The organism is Candidatus Thiopontia autotrophica, from assembly GCA_014384675.1.
GTDB lineage: Bacteria > Pseudomonadota > Gammaproteobacteria.
Genome location: JACNFK010000016.1, coordinates 1 through 17,688 on the forward strand (window position 1 = coordinate 1; position 17,688 = coordinate 17,688).

The window sequence follows — 17,688 nt, forward strand, 5'->3', positions numbered from 1 at the left end:
GCCCCTAAAAAGAAGGTAGCGGCCAAGAAGAAAAAGGCGGCTCCCAAGAAGAAGGTAGCGGCCAAGAAGAAAAAGGCAGCTCCCAAGAAGAAGGTAGCGGCCAAGAAGAAAAAGGCGGCTCCTAAGAAGAAGGTGGCGGCCAAGAAGAAAAAGGCAGCGAAGAAAAAAGCGAAACGGTAACGTTTCGGTAGCTGTCATTGCCACATACCCATACCATCACTGAAGGTGGTGGTATGGGTTCTATTCGTTAAGGAAGCTCTGATTAAGTCACTTCGTGACCCAATCAGATCTCCTTTACAAGTTATTCTATGGGGGAAGGGGTTATGGTTTAGTATGTTACAACAACACCTGTAGAGACCTTCCCCCAAACCCCCATCCCGTTAAGCTTTTTCAGAGGTTCCTTAAGAAGATGCCGTATTTTCTATTCAAGATGTTTCCTAGTCGTCAGGTTGAGGTAATTGAGCAACATGAGAAGTATCGTGACGCTCGTGATCGTGCCCGTGCGTTAAGAGAGGAGCTTGTGGTTGCGGATAATTATCAGGTCAAGATGATTCATGCTCCCAATGAGCATGCCGGGGCCAAGCTCTTAACTACAGAGCGAGAACCGATTCCATGGGGCGATGACTGATTAAAGTGTTTGCCAGATTTTTTTGAGTCGGTCTGCAGAGACCGGTTTTTTTGTCCCCAGCTCCTGGGCGAATATGGAGACCCTGTACTCCTCAAGTAGCCAGCGGTATTCAATGTGTTGACGGCTGTTTTCGTTGGTCTGTGAGGGGAGTGAGCCCCAGTTGATCAGCTTCTTTTCAAACGGATCCCATAACGGGGCAATTGATTGTTCCCATTTCCTGTCGCGTTGTGGGTTCTGCACAAGTTTCTCTAATCTTCTCTTTGAGGCCTCAAGATAACGTGGAATATGGTGGAGCCACTCTCTGGGGGTGGCAGATAAAAACCCTGGATAGACCAGTTTTTCGATATGTGATTTTATCCTTGAGTAGGTCATCAGATGAACAGGTGAGATGCTCCCTTTGAGTTGGCGCATCAATTCATGATCTCTTTTCAGGATATCTTGTACAAGTGCTGTGTTCTCTCTCAGGATATTTGGCACCAATTGAATAGCTTGTTGAGACCGTGTCTTGAACAGTTCACCGTTTGTTGGAATTTTCTTGTCGCCAAGAAAAAACGCCTCTCTTGCTGTTATCAGTTGTAACTCATAAAGTATGGATTTGCACTTTCCAAGCGCAAGATAGTGAAGACAGAGTTGCTGTTGGTCGACATCGTTTCTGATCATCTTATCCATGGCAGAACGCTGTTGCAGCAAGAACAGTTGAGAGATGCCATTGATGTTTTCTGCATGTGCCAGCTCTTCCGTCTCCAGCAGTTTCAGTGATATTCGGTTGTTGTCTGCAACCAGTGCTGGATATAGAGTCATGATGATGCCATGACGCTCCACCTCAACGGAGTCTGGGAGCTCGCCAAAATCCCACTTCTCTATTCTGTTACGCTCCAGTGGATATGGCTGGGGTGGGTTGTGGGCGGTAGCTGTTGCCGTCTTGCCAGGTTTGGTGACATGACCCTTATCACCATCTCCGCTTTTTAGCTGGCTTAAGGAGCGTCCAGTTTTATTGATTACTCCATCAGCTTGAATAACCTGGAAGCGCATTCTCAGATGGTTCGGAAGTGTTGTCTTTTTCCAGATATCTTTGGGTAGTGTTACCCCGGTAATTTTTCTTAATCTGGATGAGAGTTGTGGTCCAAGCGCCCCTTCTGATGGAGATAGTGATGGAATAACTGCATCAGCAAAATCTGGAGCAGGCACAAAATTCCGGCGCCACGTTTTCGGTAGTGCGCGAATCATGGCGATAACCCTCTCTCTTAGCAGTCCCGGCACCAGCCAATCAAACTGTTCAGGATTAAGTTGTTTGAGCATCTCAGCAGGGATAGTGAGGGTTACGCCATCCTCGGGGCTGTCTGGTTCAAAATGGTATGAGAGAGGAAGCCTGGTATGACCTATGGTTATATGGTCAGGGAATTGTTCTGCATCACTGGCTGATTCCGCCTTGTGTTGCATAAGGCTCTCTTGTGTTAGATGCAGCAGGTACGGCTCTCTCTTTTCAGCCTCTTTTCGCCACTTTTCGAATGTGGGAGTGCTATGTACCTTTGCCGGTATTCTCTCTTCATAGAACTGATAAAGCACCTCTTCATCCACCAGGATGTCCCGGCGACGTGATTTTGCCTCCAGTGACTCAATCTCTCCGATAAGTCCAAGGTTTTTTTTGAGGAATGTGCCACGAGTATGGAGTTCACCTTCAACAAGTGCCGAGCGAATAAAGATCTTTCTGCACTCTGCCGGATCGATAGGACCATAGTTGGTTTTCCGTCTTGCAACAATGGGGAGCCCATATATGGTCACTGTTTCAAAGGCCGCTACCTGGCCCCGTTTCTTCTCCCAGTGGGGTTCTGCATAACTTTTCTTAAGTATATGTTTGCCAATTCGTTCAATCCACTCAGGTTCAATCCGGGCAACGGTACGGGCGTAAAGTTGTGAGGTTTCAACCTTTTCTGCGGCTACCAGCCATTTCAGATGGCTCTTGAATTGGCTTGATCCTGGCCAGATGCGCATCTGAATCCCGCGAGGACCACTATAGAGATGTTTCTCACCACCCATTGCGATGTGGCTCAATAGCCCGGTCAATAGGGCACGATGCACCATCCCGTAGTCGGCTGGATGGTTGTTTTCAGTGAGCCCCATCTCCAGGGATATCTGCCTTAGCTGAGCATGTATCTCTCGCCACTCCCGCATTCTCATCCATGACAGAAAGTTGGTCTTGCAAAGTTTTCTCAGCTGATTATTGGAGAGGGAGTTACGTTGTTGTTGAAAGAACTCCCAGAGATTAATAAAAAATAGAAAATCTGACTTCTCATCCTCAAACGGTTCATGTTTTTCATCTGCAGCCTGTTGAGCATCCAGAGGGCGTTCACGAGGGTCTTGAATGGTCAGAGCTGCAGCAATGATAAGAATCTCGCTCAGGCTACCTTCACGATCTGCCGCGAGCAGCATGCGTGCAATCTGCGGGTCAACCGGGAAGCGTGCAATCTTTCTTCCCAGCGGAGTGATTTGACTGTCTGTATCTACAGCTCCAAGTTCGTGTAAAGACCTGTACCCATCTCTAATCAGACGTAGATCAGGGGGGTCGATAAATGGAAATTGGTCTGGTTGACCCAGTCGCAGAGCGGCCATCTGAAGGATGACTGGTGCCAGGTGAGTACGCAGAATTTCAGCATCGGTAAAGGGCGGGCGTGTCTCAAAATCATCTTCACTATATAGGCGAATACAGATTCCATTGCTGACGCGTCCACAACGTCCCTTGCGTTGATCGGCCGCGGCCTGTGAGATCTTCTCAATAGGTAGTCTCTGAATGCCGCTACGATGGCTATAACGACTAATCCTGGCGCTTCCCGTGTCTATCACATAACGGACACCTGGAACAGTCAGGGATGTTTCAGCGACATTGGTTGATAAAATAATGCGACGGCTGGAGTGTGCGCTAAAGATACGGTTCTGTTCTTTGGCAGAGAGCCTGGAGAAGAGAGGGAGTATCTCTGTTTGAGAGATTTTGGAACGACTTAAAAACTCACTCGCCTCTCTTATCTCCCGCTCTCCACTAAAGAAAATCAGGATATCTCCAGGCCCCTCTCTGGAGAGCTCATTGATGGCCTCGAGGATGGCGCTGTTTTGCCGGTTGCTTCTGTCGCGACTTTTTTTGATTTCATTTTCATCCTCACCATCATCTCCAGGACGATAACGAACCTCAACCGGGTAGGTACGTCCTGAAACCTCAATAATCGGCGCATTCGAGAAATGTTTTGAGAAGCGCTGAGGATCTATGGTGGCAGAGGTTATGATCAGTTTCAGGTCGGGCCTTCTGGGGAGCAGTTGTCGCAGGTATCCAAGCAGGAAGTCGATATTGAGGCTTCGTTCATGTGCCTCATCAATAATTATGGTGTCGTACTGTTTGAGCAGAGGATCAGATTGAACTTCGGCGAGAAGAATTCCATCTGTCATCAGCTTTATGCGGCTGCGTTTGCTACTGTGATCACTGAATCTGATCTTGAACCCAACAAGCTCTCCAATATTGCTCTTTAGCTCCTCAGAGATACGGTTGGCTACTGCACGCGCAGCAATGCGCCGTGGCTGGGTATGTCCAATTCTCTGTCTCTCCCCTCGCCCAATAGAGAGACAGATCTTTGGGAGCTGTGTCGTCTTGCCTGATCCGGTTTCGCCGCAGAGGATAATAACCTGGTGTTTGTGGATAGCCTGGGCTATCTCTTCACGCCTCTGGTTTATAGGTAGTGAGGAGTCGAACTCGATTGGCAGAGGTGGCTCCACTACAGGGGGCACCATTATTTTTCTGTCAGAGTTACCGGTTCTGGCACATGAAGAGTTGAGGTTGGAAAGGCAATTTCGGCACCCTCATTCTCAATGATTCCGACAATCTGCAACAGTACATCCTGCTTGATTTCGTGGAAGCGTATCCAGTTTGTGGTTTTTGTGAAAGTGTAGATGAAAAAGTCGAGAGATGATGGGGCAAAGCTGTTGAAGTTGACGATCATGGTCTGGGTTGAGTCGATCTCTGGATGCTGCTCCAGCATGGTTTTAACTTTCTGGATAATGGAAGCCATTTTTGCGGCATCTTCATAACGGATGCCGATGGTCTCCTTTATTCTGCGATGTGACATGCGCTGAGGATTCTCAACACTTATGTTGGAGAAAGTGGCATTTGGAATATAGAGTGGGCGCTTGTCAAAGGTTCTAACCTTGGTTAAACGCCATCCTATCTTCTCTACTGTGCCCTCAATATTCTGATCTGGCGAGCGAATCCAGTCTCCGATTGCAAAGGGACGATCAAGATGAATCATCAGGCCACCAAACAGGTTTGCCAACAGGTCCTTGGCGGCAAAGCCGACTACTACACCACTAAGGCCCCCAAAAGCGAGAACACCAGAGATGCTGTATCCCAGGGTCTGTAGCATGACCAGTGTAGCGGTAATAAGTATAGAGCTGCGCAACAGCCTGCTGATTGAGTCGACCATAGTCTCATCAACCGTCTCCCCAGCACGTTTCTGACCCTCTATATAGGCTGATTGCCCCTCCTTTGAGAGGAGAAAAAGAAACCATGTCAATGCACTGATGACCCCAATGTCACGCAGTGGATCAATAGCCTCAAAAATAACAGCGGGGGCCTCATGTTGAGCAATCTTTGCGCTGAATGCAATTCCAGTAATCCATATCAGCATGCTTAGTGGGCGTCGTAGTGCCCTCAGAATGGCATCATCCCAGAGATTTTTGGTTTTGTTCTCGGCCTTTGTATGAAGTCGACTAAGGGTGACTCGTTGCATCAGATCAATGGTGAGTGCAACAAGAACAACAGCAAACACCTGAAATATCCAGTGTTGGTGTTCGATCATCGTGGATAGTGTATCAATCATGAGGATAGAGTATACCCCGTCAATTCAGTAAGGGTGGATATTGTATGGCGTCCTATGGAGTCGGGTACAGCGAGAGAGGAGAGGACAAAAATGGTGCGCGATGTAATTATAATGCACCATTGTGGCGCATTGCATGATATGTTTGTTGAGCCCCCTGTAGATAACTGGTTGAATATGTTGAGGTGGCACAGTAGTTGCTTTCTATGGTCCATTATATGTGGAATACATTATTTTTGAACAGCATTGCAGAAATTCTATCTGCAAAGTGACAGGAGACAAGTTGATATGAAAATGGTTACAGCAATCATCAAGCCATTCAAACTGGACGATGTACGAGAGGCTCTCTCTGAGATTGGAGTAAATGGAATAACGGTGACTGAGGTTAAAGGATTTGGTCGCCAGAAGGGGCATACAGAGCTCTATCGAGGTGCAGAGTATGTGGTTGACTTTCTGCCCAAGGTGAAGCTTGAGATTGCAATCAAGGCAGAGATGCTTGATCGGGTGATCGAGGCAATTCGGGATACAGCAAATACTGGAAAGATTGGAGATGGAAAGATATTTGTCTCTGCTCTGGAAGAGACCATTAGAATTCGTACCGGTGAGTCTGGCCCTGAAGCTGTGTAATAGAAAGGAAGCTAGAAATGTTAAAGATTTTTACAACTGTTATGGCCCTTATTCCTGGTGTCGCACTTGCTGAGGGGGCTACACTTGATGGTGGCAACACCTCATGGATACTGACATCCACAGCACTGGTACTATTCATGACCCTGCCGGGTCTGGCACTCTTCTATGGCGGCCTGGTTCGCTCCAAGAATGTGCTCTCTATTCTTATGCAGTGTTTTGCCATTGCTGGCATCTCCTCCATCCTCTGGTTGGTGGTTGGCTACAGCATCGCCTTCTCTGAGGGCAATGGTTTTGTTGGCGGGCTCTCTAACATCATGTTTGCGGGCATTCAGGAGGAGACTTTAAGTGGTGATATTCCCGAGTCTCTCTTTGCACTCTTTCAGATGACCTTCGCAGTCATTACCCCAGCGCTGATTGTTGGTGGTTTTGCAGAGCGTATGAAGTTCTCTGCGGTACTGCTCTTCTCGGCAATCTGGTTGCTGGTTGTCTACTCACCGATTACCCATTGGGTATGGGGTGGTGGCTGGCTGGGACAGATGGGACTGCTCGACTTTGCAGGTGGTACTGTGGTCCACATCACGGCTGGTGTTGCTGCACTGGTAGCGGCTATAGTGCTCGGCCCACGCAAGGGCTTTCCCACCACTGCAATGCCTCCACACAATATGACTATGACAGTAATGGGTGCAGGAATGCTCTGGGTTGGATGGTTTGGATTCAACGGCGGAAGTGCGTTGGCGGCAAATGGGGATGCAGCAATGGCGATGCTGGCAACCCATATATCGGCCGCCGCGGGCGCTATTACCTGGATGTTTTATGAGTGGAAAAAATTTGGTCAGCCAACTGCACTGGGTACGGTAACCGGTATTATTGCTGGTCTCGGCACCATTACCCCGGCATCTGGTTTTGTGGGACCGGCTGGTGCGCTGGTGATTGGTATTGTTGCCGGAGCGGTCTGCTTCAATGCGGTACTGGTAATCAAGCGGGTACTGAAAATTGATGATTCACTTGATGTATTCCCGATTCATGGAGTTGGTGGAATTATTGGCACTCTGATGGCAGGTATTTTTGCCTCCAGTCAGTTGGGGCTGTTCAGTGGTCAGGGCCTTGCCGAGGGCGTAACCATTGGCGGCCAGGTTTGGGTTCAGTTTATTGGTGTCGTTGCAACGGTTCTCTATACAGCAGTTGCAACCTGGGTCATCCTGAAGCTGGTTGGGATGATAACCGGTGGTCTTCGGGTCTCGGCAGATGAAGAGACAGAGGGGCTGGATATTGCCTCTCATGAGGAGCGTGGTTACGATCTCTGACCCTCTTTTTCCACTACCAAAACGGGGATGGTGTAAAATTGCACCATCCCTTTTTTCTTAATAGGTAATTGCATACGTAATAGTCGAAATCTCTTTCTCTCCTCAGAGGCTGCTTTTCCCCCTGTTTTAAGACCATTTTTCAGCGCCTGTCATAACTCGCTGCGCTCAAACACTGACAGGCTTCACTCTGAAAAACAGCCCGAAAACAGGGAGCAGCTAATTCGTCAAAAAGAGATTTCGACTATTACTAAATAGGCTATATACAGTTTAATGCTCAAAAAAGTTCTGATCAAAACCTTTGGTTGCCAGATGAATGACTATGACTCTGCCCGTATGGTGGAGTTGTTGGAGAAGTCTCATGGCTATGTACGTACGGAAACCCCGGAAGATGCTGATCTGCTACTTCTGAATACCTGCTCAGTGCGTGAAAAGGCACAAGAGAAGGTCTTTTCTCAGCTTGGCCAGTGGCGTCCACTTAAAGAGAGTCGTCCCGATGTTCTGATTGGTGTTGGAGGGTGTGTTGCCAGTCAGGAGGGTGATGCGATTCGCAAGCGAGCTCCCTTTGTGGATCTTGTGTTTGGTCCGCAGACACTGCACCGCCTACCGGAGATGGTGGATGCAGTTAGAGCAAAAGAGAGGGCGGTGGTTGATGTCTCTTTCCCGGAAATTGAGAAGTTTGATCGTCTGCCAGAGCCACAGGCCAATGGGGTAACGGCCTATGTGAGCATTATGGAGGGGTGTAGCAAGTACTGTACATTCTGTGTGGTCCCCTACACCCGAGGTGAGGAGGTGAGCCGTCCATTTGATGATGTTCTGGCGGAGGTGGCGGGACTACTTGCACAGGGGGTGCGGGAGATAACCCTGCTTGGGCAGAATGTAAACGCCTACCGCGGTGAGATGGAGGATGGCGAGATTGCCGATCTGGCTACTCTTATCCATTACCTGGATGCCATGGAGGGGCTGGGGCGTATTCGCTACACAACATCACATCCAATCGAGATGACTGCACCATTAATAGAGGCCTATGCAGAGGTGCCAACGCTGGTAAGTCATCTTCACCTGCCGGTGCAGAGTGGCTCTGACCATATTCTTGCGATGATGAAGCGAGGTCACTCTATTGACGAATATCGTGACACCATTCACAAGTTGCGTGAGATCAGGCCTGACCTTGGGCTATCCTCAGACTTTATTGTCGGTTTTCCCGGCGAGACCGAGGAGGATTTTATGGCAACCATGGATCTGATTGCAGAGTTGCGTTTTGATAGATCATTCAGCTTTATCTACAGTCCGCGTCCAGGAACCCCCGCCTCAGATCTGCCTGATGATGTTCCTCGCGAGATTAAACAGAAGAGATTGTCACGCCTCCAGGAGAGACTTAATCAGATTGCGATGGATATAAGCCGGGAGATGGTTGGTTCCACCCAGAGGGTATTGGTAGAGGGACCAGCAAGGAGAGGACCCGGTACTCAGGTGGCAGGACGTACCGAGAACAATCGTGTCGTAAATTTTGATGGCCCACTTACTCTGACAGGAGAGTTTGTTGATGTATTGATAACAGAGGCTCTGCCAAATTCTCTGCGCGGCCAGATGATGGAGACAAACTAGTGTCACCGATAGTACGTGAGGTTGTTTTTGAGGAGTTTGAGACAGAACGGATAGCCAATCTGTGTGGTGAGTCAGATAGACACCTTCGGCAGGTGGAGGCCAGTCTTGGGGTAGAGATAAATTATCGAGGAGAGCAGTTCAGGATTGTTGGAGATAAACGTTCTGTTGAGCTTGCAGTCAGGGTTGTGGAATCTCTCTATAACGAGGCTACAGAACATGAGATTTCTCCCGATGTTGTACACCTGTTGTTGCAAGAGGTGCAGCTGGATAATCGGGAGATGGAAGACGAGGAGAGTGCAGAGGCAGAACGTTCAATCCCCGAGGTGGTGATAAAGACTCGTAATCGGATAATTCGTCCTCGTGGTCCACGCCAACGCCGTTACATGCATCAGGTTGTTACCCAGGATCTTGTTTTCGGAATTGGTCCGGCAGGTACCGGTAAAAGTTATCTTGCCGTTGCCTGTGCAGTAGATGCGCTCCAGCGTGAGGAGGTGAGACGACTGGTCCTGGTTCGTCCAGCTGTCGAGGCGGGAGAGAAGTTGGGATTCCTGCCGGGAGATATGTCGGACAAGATAGACCCATATCTGCGCCCACTTTATGATGCTCTATATGAGATGTTAGGGTTTGAGCGGGTCACCAAGCTTATTGAGCGAAATGTGATTGAGGTTGCGCCGCTTGCATTTATGCGTGGGCGCACCCTGAGTGATGCATTCATTATTTTGGATGAGGCACAGAACACAACGATAGAGCAGATGAAGATGTTTTTGACCAGGATAGGTTTTGGATCTACTGCTGTGGTTACCGGTGATGTTACCCAGGTTGATCTGCCGCGTACAACCCAGTCTGGACTGCGCCATGTGACTGAGGTATTGAGGGATGTGGATGGGGTAGGGTTTACCTTTTTTCACTCCTTTGATGTGGTGCGGCATCCACTGGTACAGAAGATAGTTCGTGCCTACGAAGCAGAGCATGGCAGGACAGACAGTCGTGATTGATGTTGTTGTTCAGGTTGCGACAGAAGCTGAATATATTCCAACAGAGTCAGATCTGTCTCGCTGGGTAACAGTTGCAATAGATGAGATAGAGTCATCAGCCTCCGGTGAATTGACAGTTCGTATGGTCAATGAGGAGGAGAGCGCCGATCTAAATAGTCGTTATAGGGACAACTCTTATCCAACCAACGTCCTCTCTTTTCCCTTTGAGGCATCAGATAATCTGCCAATTGAGTTTCCATTGGGCGATCTTGTTATCTGTGCCTCAGTGGTTGAACAGGAGGCCATGGAGCAGGGCAAGGAGTTGGAGGCGCACTGGGCACATATGGTGATTCATGGCCTGTTGCATCTGCTGGGGATGGATCATATTGAATCTGCCAAGGCTGAGATAATGGAGGCCCATGAGATTGCGATTCTTGCGAAACTTGGTTTTCCAGATCCATATGCCTAAATCTCCACTTAGAAACATGCATGCTGCACAATCTAAGGAACCTTTGAACAAGCGTAATGGGATGGGGGTTTGGGGGAATGGCTCAGTAGGTGTTGTTGTAACATACTGAACTATAATCCTTCCCCCATAGGATAACTTGAGAGGGAGTTCTGATTGAGTCACGAAGTGACTTAATCAGAGCTTCCCTAAGATCTTTATAAGTATGGATTTGGGCTATGCGTAACCCTTTGATATTGATTATACTCACCACTCTAATCATAAAAAAATAGCACATGACCAAAGACCGACCTGGCATCGGTTCCAGACTCAAGGCTCTCTTCTCGGGGGGGCGTAGTGTGGAACCGGCAAACAAACAGCAGATTATTGAGGTTCTCAGAGCCGCCCACTGGAGGCAGATTCTCGACTCCGATAGTCTAACCATGCTGGAGGGGGCACTTCAGTTCTCGGAGATGCAAGTGCGGGATGTAATGATTCCACGAGCACAGATGGTGGTGGTGGAGCTTGAAGACTCTCCTGAGGAGTTTCTTCCAGTTATCATCAAGTCAGCCCACTCACGTTTTCCGGTTATTGGTGAGAGCCGTGATGAGGTGGTTGGAATTCTTCTGGCCAAAGATGTACTGCACTGGCGAGAGAAAGAGGGGGGCTTTAACCTTCGTGAAAACCTTCGCCCAGCTGTTTTCGTTCCTGAGAGCAAGCGACTTAATGTGCTGTTAAAAGAGTTCAGATCCAGTCGAAACCATATTGCCATAGTAGTAGATGAGTATGGCGGGGGCTCGGGCATGGCGACAATTGAGGATGTGCTTGAGCAGATTGTGGGGGATATTGAGGATGAGCACGACCTGGAAGAGGGGCTTATCCATCGTCACAGTGCAGTACGACATACAGTAAAGGCAGTAACAACCCTGGAAGAGTTTAATGAATATTTTTCCTCCTCAATTCTGGAGAAGAATGTAGATACAGTCGGAGGCCTGGTTATTCGTCATCTTGGATATATGCCGGTACGTGGTGAGAGTATTGAGATTGGCAGATTTAGATTCAAGGTGTTGCGTGCAGATAACCGCAGGATTCATCTATTGCAGGTCAACGTACTGCCGCAGAGTGGTATCAGGGAATTTACAGTTTCACAGAAGTGAGCAGGACCAAATCAAGAGGCGGAGCACTAATTGCGGGAGCGGTATTGCCTCTTGCGTTCGCACCATTTGGGCTCTACTGGATTGCGCCCCTCTCACTGGCTCTTATATTTTATATCTGGGGTGAATGTCGGAATCTGCGCTCTATAGTTATTGCCGGGTTCCTGTTTGGTATCGGCTTCTTTGGGGTGGGGGCAAGCTGGATACAGGTAAGTATTCAGCAGTTTGGCGGAGTTAATCTTCCTCTCTCCATTTTGATCACCGTACTGTTTGTCACAGCAATGGCACTTTTTACTGTTGTAGCTGGATGGTTGTTTTTCATTCTCGGCAGACGAGCTCTGCTTCTTCCAATTTTGTGGGTGCTGTTTGAGTGGATTCGTAGCACCATACTTGGTGGTTTCCCATGGTTACTGTTGGGGCATACAGCACCGGGAACCTTCTATTATGGGTTGGCACCACTGGTGGGAACATTGGGGGTATCACTCTTTATATCGATCGTTGCGGTTGTCTTGATGATGGCCATTAAGTATTCAAAAGGGCGGTTAGCAAATATAGCAATTCTCTCTGTTCTTTTATCTTTGGGCTGGGGAGCCGGTCAGCTTCAATGGGGAGAACCTTCAGGCAAGCAGATATCTGTGGCTCTGGTACAGGGTAATATCAAGCAGAGTGAGAAATGGTTGTCAGAAAACAGAGATAAGACACTGGAGCTCTATCGTCTTGCAACTGAACAGGCAGAGGAGGCGCGGCTTGTGGTGTGGCCAGAGACAGCTATACCCGCATTTCGTCATCAGATTGAGAAAAACTTTCTTGATCCACTTCGACAACAGCTGAAAAATGAGGGGAGTTCACTGTTAGCCGGGATACCGGTACGCAGTAGAGATGGTGGCGGATATCTGAACGGCATGATCATGCTTGGAGAGGAGCAGGGTGAATATTACAAACGCCATCTGGTTCCATTCGGAGAATATCTTCCCATGCGAGGTCTGCTTGGCCCTGTTCTTGATTTTATCAAGATCCCTCTGTCTGATTTCACTAGTGGTGGCGCAGAACAGCCCCCCCTTAATGTTGACGGGCATCAGCTATCAACCACAATCTGTTACGAGGTTGCTTACCCTGATCTGACATTCTCCAACCTTCCGGAGGCTGACCTGTTGGTGACAATAAGTAACGATGGCTGGTTTGGTGATTCGCTAGCCCCTTATCAGCATCTGCAGATTGCACGCATGCGTGCCCTGGAATCTGCACGGCCCATGTTAAGGACAACCAATACTGGAATTACCGCAGTAATTGATCATAACGGTATGGTGACCAGGCAGCTACCAAGGTCAGAACAAGGAGTTCTTAAGGCAGTAATTCAGCCCATGCGAGGCAACACTCCTTATATCTCATGGATGCATTAATCTTCCGAGACCAGCCAGTAACGATGCAGACATCCACTTATAAATCTGGTTTGGCTGTACAGACAACCGGGGCCACTTCAGTTTGATGGATTGCGTATTTTGAATACCGTTCCCTTGCACTGGGGACATTCTGGAATAACTGATGTCTTATCAATCTTGATGGTTTTCCCGCACTGCACACACTCCAGTTTGCCCATCCCTACGACCTCACCGCTATGGTAGTTTTGAGCATGACGTGCTGCTGCATCCAGACGGGTTAGTGCAATCTGGGTGGGGTCTGCAATTTGGGCAAATAGATCTTTGAGTCTATCCTCTATCAATGTCTCTTCCATATGGAACCAGCGCCCCAGGTCTTCACCAGTCTCCGCCAGATAACTTCCTGCCGCCTCCAGATCTCTCTCCAGGTACTCTCCTATCTGTTCAACCTCTTCCCTGGTTAGTTCGTCAAGATCAGATATCTTCTCTTTTGCATCATCAATTAACTGTTTTAGCGATGGCAGATGTTCCCTGTTTTCGTTGATTGCATCCTGAAGATGGTCTCGCATGGTGTGGTAGAGCTGGATAAGTCGAGATTCTTTGTTTGAGGGCATGAGGTATTCCTGAATCAGTAGTTTTGGTATCTATATCGTAGCACTATTTGCCGGTTTTTTTCGATTCAGGAGGTGGAGTGGGGTAACATTACCGCTTTCGAAAACATTGAATAAGAGTGATGGAAAGAGGATTCATGGAAGAGCAGTATCACCCGCAGGAGATTGAGCTGGAGGCACAGCAGTTCTGGGAGAAAACTCAGACCTTTAGGGCGGATGAGAATCCTGTAAAGGAGAAGTTTTACTGTCTTTCAATGTTCCCCTATCCTAGTGGCAAGCTCCATATGGGGCATGTACGTAACTACACTATTGGTGATGTGATCTCCCGATATCAGCGGATGCAGGGCAAGAGCGTGTTGCAGCCAATGGGTTGGGATGCTTTCGGCCTTCCTGCCGAGAATGCAGCAATTAAGAACAAGGTCGCTCCTGCCGAGTGGACCTATCAGAATATGGATGAGATGCGCGGACAGTTGCAGCGTCTCGGTTATGGTTATGACTGGTCCAGGGAGATCGCCACCTGCCGTCCGGAGTACTATCGTTGGGAGCAGTGGATGTTTACCCGCCTTATGGAAAAAGGGTTGGTGTACAAGAAGAATGCAGTAGTGAATTGGGATCCGGTTGATCAGACTGTGCTGGCAAATGAGCAGGTAATTGATGGTAGAGGATGGCGCTCCGGGGCAGTGGTGGAGCGCAGAGAGATTCCGCAGTGGTTCATGAAGATAACGGATTACGGTGATGAGTTGCTGGATGGCCTGGACAATCTTGAGGGGTGGCCAGAGGCAGTGAGAACAATGCAGGCTAACTGGATTGGTCGTTCCGAGGGGCTAGAGCTCCAGTTTGGGTCGGCAGGTGAGCCACTTACTGTATTCACCACTCGCCCTGACACCTTGATGGGGGTCACCTATGTGGCTGTCGCAGCTGAGCACCAACTAGCTGTTCAGGCAGCAGAGAACAGCCCGCAACTACAACAGTTTCTGGATGAGTGCAGCAAGATGGAGACATCCGAGGCTGCAATGGAGACTATGGAGAAAAAGGGTATGGCTCTTGGGGTGACTGTATCCCATCCTGTTACAGGTGATTCTATTCCGGTCTGGGTCGCCAACTTTGTACTGATGAGTTATGGCACAGGTGCTGTTATGGCTGTTCCTGCACATGACCAGAGGGATTGGGAGTTTGCCACTAAATACGGTATTGAGATCAAGCCGGTTATTAGACCGGCTGATGAGGATGGGTCTGATGTGTCAGAGTCGGCATATACAGACAAGGGAGAACTCTATAACTCAGATCAGTTTGATGGCCTTGATTTTACTGGGGCACTGAATGCTATTGCCGATTATGTTGAGGCTGCAGGGAAGGGGCAGAGAAAGGTAAATTATCGTCTGCGCGACTGGGGGGTTTCTCGTCAGCGTTACTGGGGATGTCCGATTCCTGTCGTGAACTGTAAAACCTGTGGGGCGGTGGCTGTACCCGAAGAGCAGTTGCCAGTGGTGTTGCCTGAGGACGTGAGGTTTGATGGTATCGGCTCGCCTATCAAAAAGATGCCGGAGTTTTATGAGACCACCTGTCCCAAGTGTGGTGGTGCGGCAGAGCGAGAGACCGATACCTTTGACACCTTTATGGAGTCATCCTGGTACTACGCCCGTTACAGTTGTCGCGACCAGAATGAGAAGATGCTCGATTCCAGAGTGGATTACTGGGTACCGGTAGATCAATATGTTGGGGGTGTAGAGCATGCTATCCTCCATCTGCTCTATTCTCGCTTCTACCATAAGCTGTTGCGTGATGAGGGCCTGCTACACTCTGATGAACCCTTCAAGAACCTCCTGACTCAGGGGATGGTTTTGAAGGATGGGGCAAAGATGTCCAAATCCAGGGGCAACACGGTTGATCCGCAAGGCCTGATTGACCGTTATGGTGCAGATACCGTGCGCCTCTTTATCATGTTTGCAGCACCACCAGAGCAGTCGCTTGAGTGGTCTGACTCGGGTGTTGAAGGTGCTTACCGTTTTCTGAAAAGAGTGTGGAAGCTTGTCTATGCGCACGTCAAGGCTGGTGTCTGCAGTGGAGTTGAGACGTTGCAGGGCAATCAGAATTTGACCAAAGAGCAAAAAGATATGCGTCATGCAGTTCACCATACGATTCAGAAGGTGGGGGATGATATTGGTAGGCGTATGATATTCAATACAGCTATAGCGGCAGTTATGGAGTTGACTAATCAGATTGGCAGATACAACGATAAATCTGAACAGGGCAGACTGGTGATGCAGGAGGCGCTTGAGTCCGTGGCCCTGTTGCTCTCCCCAATGGTTCCTCATATCTCCCACAAGCTGTGGAGTGCTCTGGGGCACGATGGTGCAGCGGTAAATGTTGCCTGGCCAGAATATGATCAGCGCGCCATGGTAAAGGATAGTATTCAGATGGTGGTTCAGGTTAACGGAAAGCTGAGGGCGAAGCTGGAAGTTGCGGTTGATACCAGCAAGGATGAGATAGAGAGGATGGCGGTCGAGGACGAGAATGTAGTCCGTTTTACCGAAGGAAAAGAGGTAATTAAGATTATAGTGGTGCCGGGGAAGTTGGTTAATCTTGTGGTAAAGTGAATATGATGAGATCGATAAAGAGAATTCTGCTCCCAACGCTGTTGACCCTGCTTGTGTTGCAGGGGTGTGGCTTTCATCTGCGTGGTGCAGTGATTCTGCCGGATGAGATGGAGGCAACCTGGGTTGATGGTTCCGGGGTCTCTGTAGAGTTGGTCCGCTCTGTCAGAGAGGGGGTTCGCCGCACCAATGGCGGGGTTGTCTCTGGTGAGTCAGATGCAACTGCGATCCTGGAGTTGAGCAATGAGACATTTTCTCGTCGTGTCGCAACGGTTGACAGCAGTACCGGCAAGGTAAGTGAGTATGCACTTGACTATCAGGTTGACTGGAAGCTTAGATCGGTAGATGGAGCGTTGCTTGATCAAGGCCATCTTAAGCAGAAAGAGAGTTACAAATATAGTGGTACAGAGGTGCTTGGGAAAGAGCAGGAGGAGAAGTATCTGCGCGAGGTTATGATTCGTGAAGCGGTTCGTGATCTGTTGCGCGCACTGCGTCGCCGATGAAGGTCAAACCGGAATCACTTGCAAACCACCTGAAGGGAAAAACTGCTCCAATTTATCTGTTGAGTGGTGATGAGCCGCTGCTGTTACAGGAGGCAGCAGACCAGGTGCGCTCAGCACTTAAGAGGGAGGGTTATGAGGAGCGTATAGTTCTTGTAGCAACCAGGGAATTCAATTGGAGCGAGTTGGCCAGAGAGGGAAATGAGCTGTCGCTCTTTGCAGAGAGAAAGGTTGTTGATCTGCGCCTCCCAACCGGAAAACCTGGCAGGGATGGCGGCAAAGCTCTGGTTGAGTGGTGTGAGAATCCCCCTGAAGACAAGGTGCTGCTTATCGTATCCAGCAAGCTTGATAAGGCATCACAAAAAACCAAATGGTTCAAAACAGTTGAAAGTGCCGGTGTCACTGTGCAGATATGGCCGGTTGAGGCAGAACAGATGGCACAGTGGGTTGCAGACAGAATGGAGAGCATGGGGTTAAGGACAACTCCGGGCGTGGCGGCGATTGTGGCAGAACGGGCAGAGGGCAATCTGTTGGCGGCAGTTCAGGAGCTTGAGAAGCTGGTGCTGTTTGTGGAACCAGATACAGCAGTTGATGAAGAGACCGCGAATAGAGTGGTGTCAGAAAGCTCAAGTTTTAATGCCTTTAAACTTGCAGATGCTGTGCTGGAGGGTAATAGAGCAAGAGCGCTGCGTATTCTGCATGGATTAAAAGGTGAAGGGGTCGCGATTCAGGTGGTGCACTGGTCTGTGGCACGAGACTTTCGTGACCTCGCCGCAATGGGAATAGAGCGTAATCCATCAGCCTACAAGCCGTTGGAGTACAATCCCATGTGGTGGAAAAAGCAGCCTCTTTTGATGGCTGCACTGAACCGTATAGGTGTCCCTAAAATCACTCCTCTTGTTCGTCAGCTTGGCCTTATTGACAGAGCTGGCAAAGGGATGATGGACGGTGACCCCTGGAGTGGTATGGAGGATTTTGTGGTTCGTGCCACTGTAGCTTAGACAGGAAACAGAT

At 49.1% G+C, this 17,688-nt stretch carries 15 protein-coding genes; 12 read left to right on the forward strand and 3 right to left on the reverse strand.

Annotated features, from left to right (window positions below; all coding sequences use genetic code 11):
• Positions 1-180 (forward strand): hypothetical protein (locus tag H8D24_01735; GenBank protein ID MBC8519118.1); only part of this gene is annotated, 180 nt, incomplete at its 5' end.
• Positions 181-409: 229 nt separating this feature from the next.
• Complete coding sequence (locus H8D24_01740; protein ID MBC8519119.1) at positions 410-628, forward strand: hypothetical protein; 219 nt, start codon at positions 410-412, stop codon at positions 626-628.
• Here the strand turns inward: H8D24_01740 and hrpA are convergent, their stop codons facing one another.
• Both hrpA and H8D24_01750 read right to left on the reverse strand, forming a co-directional pair.
• Complete coding sequence (gene hrpA / locus H8D24_01745; GenBank protein ID MBC8519120.1) at positions 629-4,402, reverse strand: ATP-dependent RNA helicase HrpA; 3,774 nt, start codon at positions 4,400-4,402, stop codon at positions 629-631.
• A complete protein-coding gene (locus H8D24_01750) occupies positions 4,402-5,487 on the reverse strand; it encodes a mechanosensitive ion channel family protein (protein MBC8519121.1) in 1,086 nt (361 codons plus the stop codon). The genes hrpA and H8D24_01750 overlap by 1 nt, the downstream gene beginning before the upstream one ends.
• A 285-nt stretch (positions 5,488-5,772) precedes the next feature.
• Between H8D24_01750 and H8D24_01755 the strand changes: the two genes are divergently transcribed.
• From H8D24_01755 to lnt, 7 genes are all read left to right on the forward strand, one after another.
• On the forward strand, positions 5,773-6,111 hold the full coding sequence (locus H8D24_01755; GenBank protein ID MBC8519122.1) for a P-II family nitrogen regulator: 339 nt from the start codon (positions 5,773-5,775) through the stop codon (positions 6,109-6,111).
• A 17-nt stretch (positions 6,112-6,128) separates the two neighbouring features.
• Positions 6,129-7,415, forward strand: coding sequence for an ammonium transporter (locus H8D24_01760; GenBank protein MBC8519123.1), 1,287 nt, complete (start codon positions 6,129-6,131; stop codon positions 7,413-7,415).
• A 270-nt stretch (positions 7,416-7,685) separates the two neighbouring features.
• Positions 7,686-9,020, forward strand: a complete 1,335-nt coding sequence (gene miaB, locus H8D24_01765; GenBank protein ID MBC8519124.1) for a tRNA (N6-isopentenyl adenosine(37)-C2)-methylthiotransferase MiaB — start codon at positions 7,686-7,688, stop codon at positions 9,018-9,020.
• Positions 9,020-10,015, forward strand: coding sequence for a PhoH family protein (locus tag H8D24_01770; protein ID MBC8519125.1), 996 nt, complete (start codon positions 9,020-9,022; stop codon positions 10,013-10,015). Before miaB ends, H8D24_01770 begins: the two co-directional genes overlap by 1 nt.
• Complete coding sequence (gene ybeY, locus H8D24_01775) at positions 9,990-10,463, forward strand: rRNA maturation RNase YbeY (GenBank protein ID MBC8519126.1); 474 nt, start codon at positions 9,990-9,992, stop codon at positions 10,461-10,463. The genes H8D24_01770 and ybeY overlap by 26 nt, the downstream gene beginning before the upstream one ends.
• A 272-nt stretch (positions 10,464-10,735) precedes the next feature.
• Entirely contained in the window at positions 10,736-11,596 is an 861-nt protein-coding gene (locus H8D24_01780; GenBank protein MBC8519127.1) for a CBS domain-containing protein, read from the forward strand.
• Positions 11,593-12,993 (forward strand): apolipoprotein N-acyltransferase, encoded by a 1,401-nt coding sequence (lnt, locus tag H8D24_01785; GenBank protein ID MBC8519128.1) that lies wholly within the window; start codon positions 11,593-11,595, stop codon positions 12,991-12,993. Before H8D24_01780 ends, lnt begins: the two co-directional genes overlap by 4 nt.
• Positions 12,994-13,070: 77 nt before the next feature.
• Here lnt and H8D24_01790 read toward each other — a convergent pair whose 3' ends face one another.
• Complete coding sequence (locus H8D24_01790; GenBank protein ID MBC8519129.1) at positions 13,071-13,583, reverse strand: zinc ribbon-containing protein; 513 nt, start codon at positions 13,581-13,583, stop codon at positions 13,071-13,073.
• 134 nt (positions 13,584-13,717) lie between these two features.
• On the opposite strand from H8D24_01790, the gene H8D24_01795 reads away from it, so the two are divergent.
• From H8D24_01795 to holA, 3 genes are read left to right on the forward strand one after another with little or no spacing between them, the layout of a single operon-like run.
• Complete coding sequence (locus tag H8D24_01795; GenBank protein MBC8519130.1) at positions 13,718-16,177, forward strand: leucine--tRNA ligase; 2,460 nt, start codon at positions 13,718-13,720, stop codon at positions 16,175-16,177.
• 2 nt (positions 16,178-16,179) lie between these two features.
• Positions 16,180-16,677: a hypothetical protein gene (locus H8D24_01800; GenBank protein MBC8519131.1), complete on the forward strand. Its 498-nt coding sequence runs from the start codon at positions 16,180-16,182 to the stop codon at positions 16,675-16,677.
• Entirely contained in the window at positions 16,674-17,675 is a 1,002-nt protein-coding gene (gene holA, locus H8D24_01805) for a DNA polymerase III subunit delta (protein ID MBC8519132.1), read from the forward strand. The genes H8D24_01800 and holA overlap by 4 nt, the downstream gene beginning before the upstream one ends.
• Positions 17,676-17,688 lie beyond the last annotated feature (13 nt).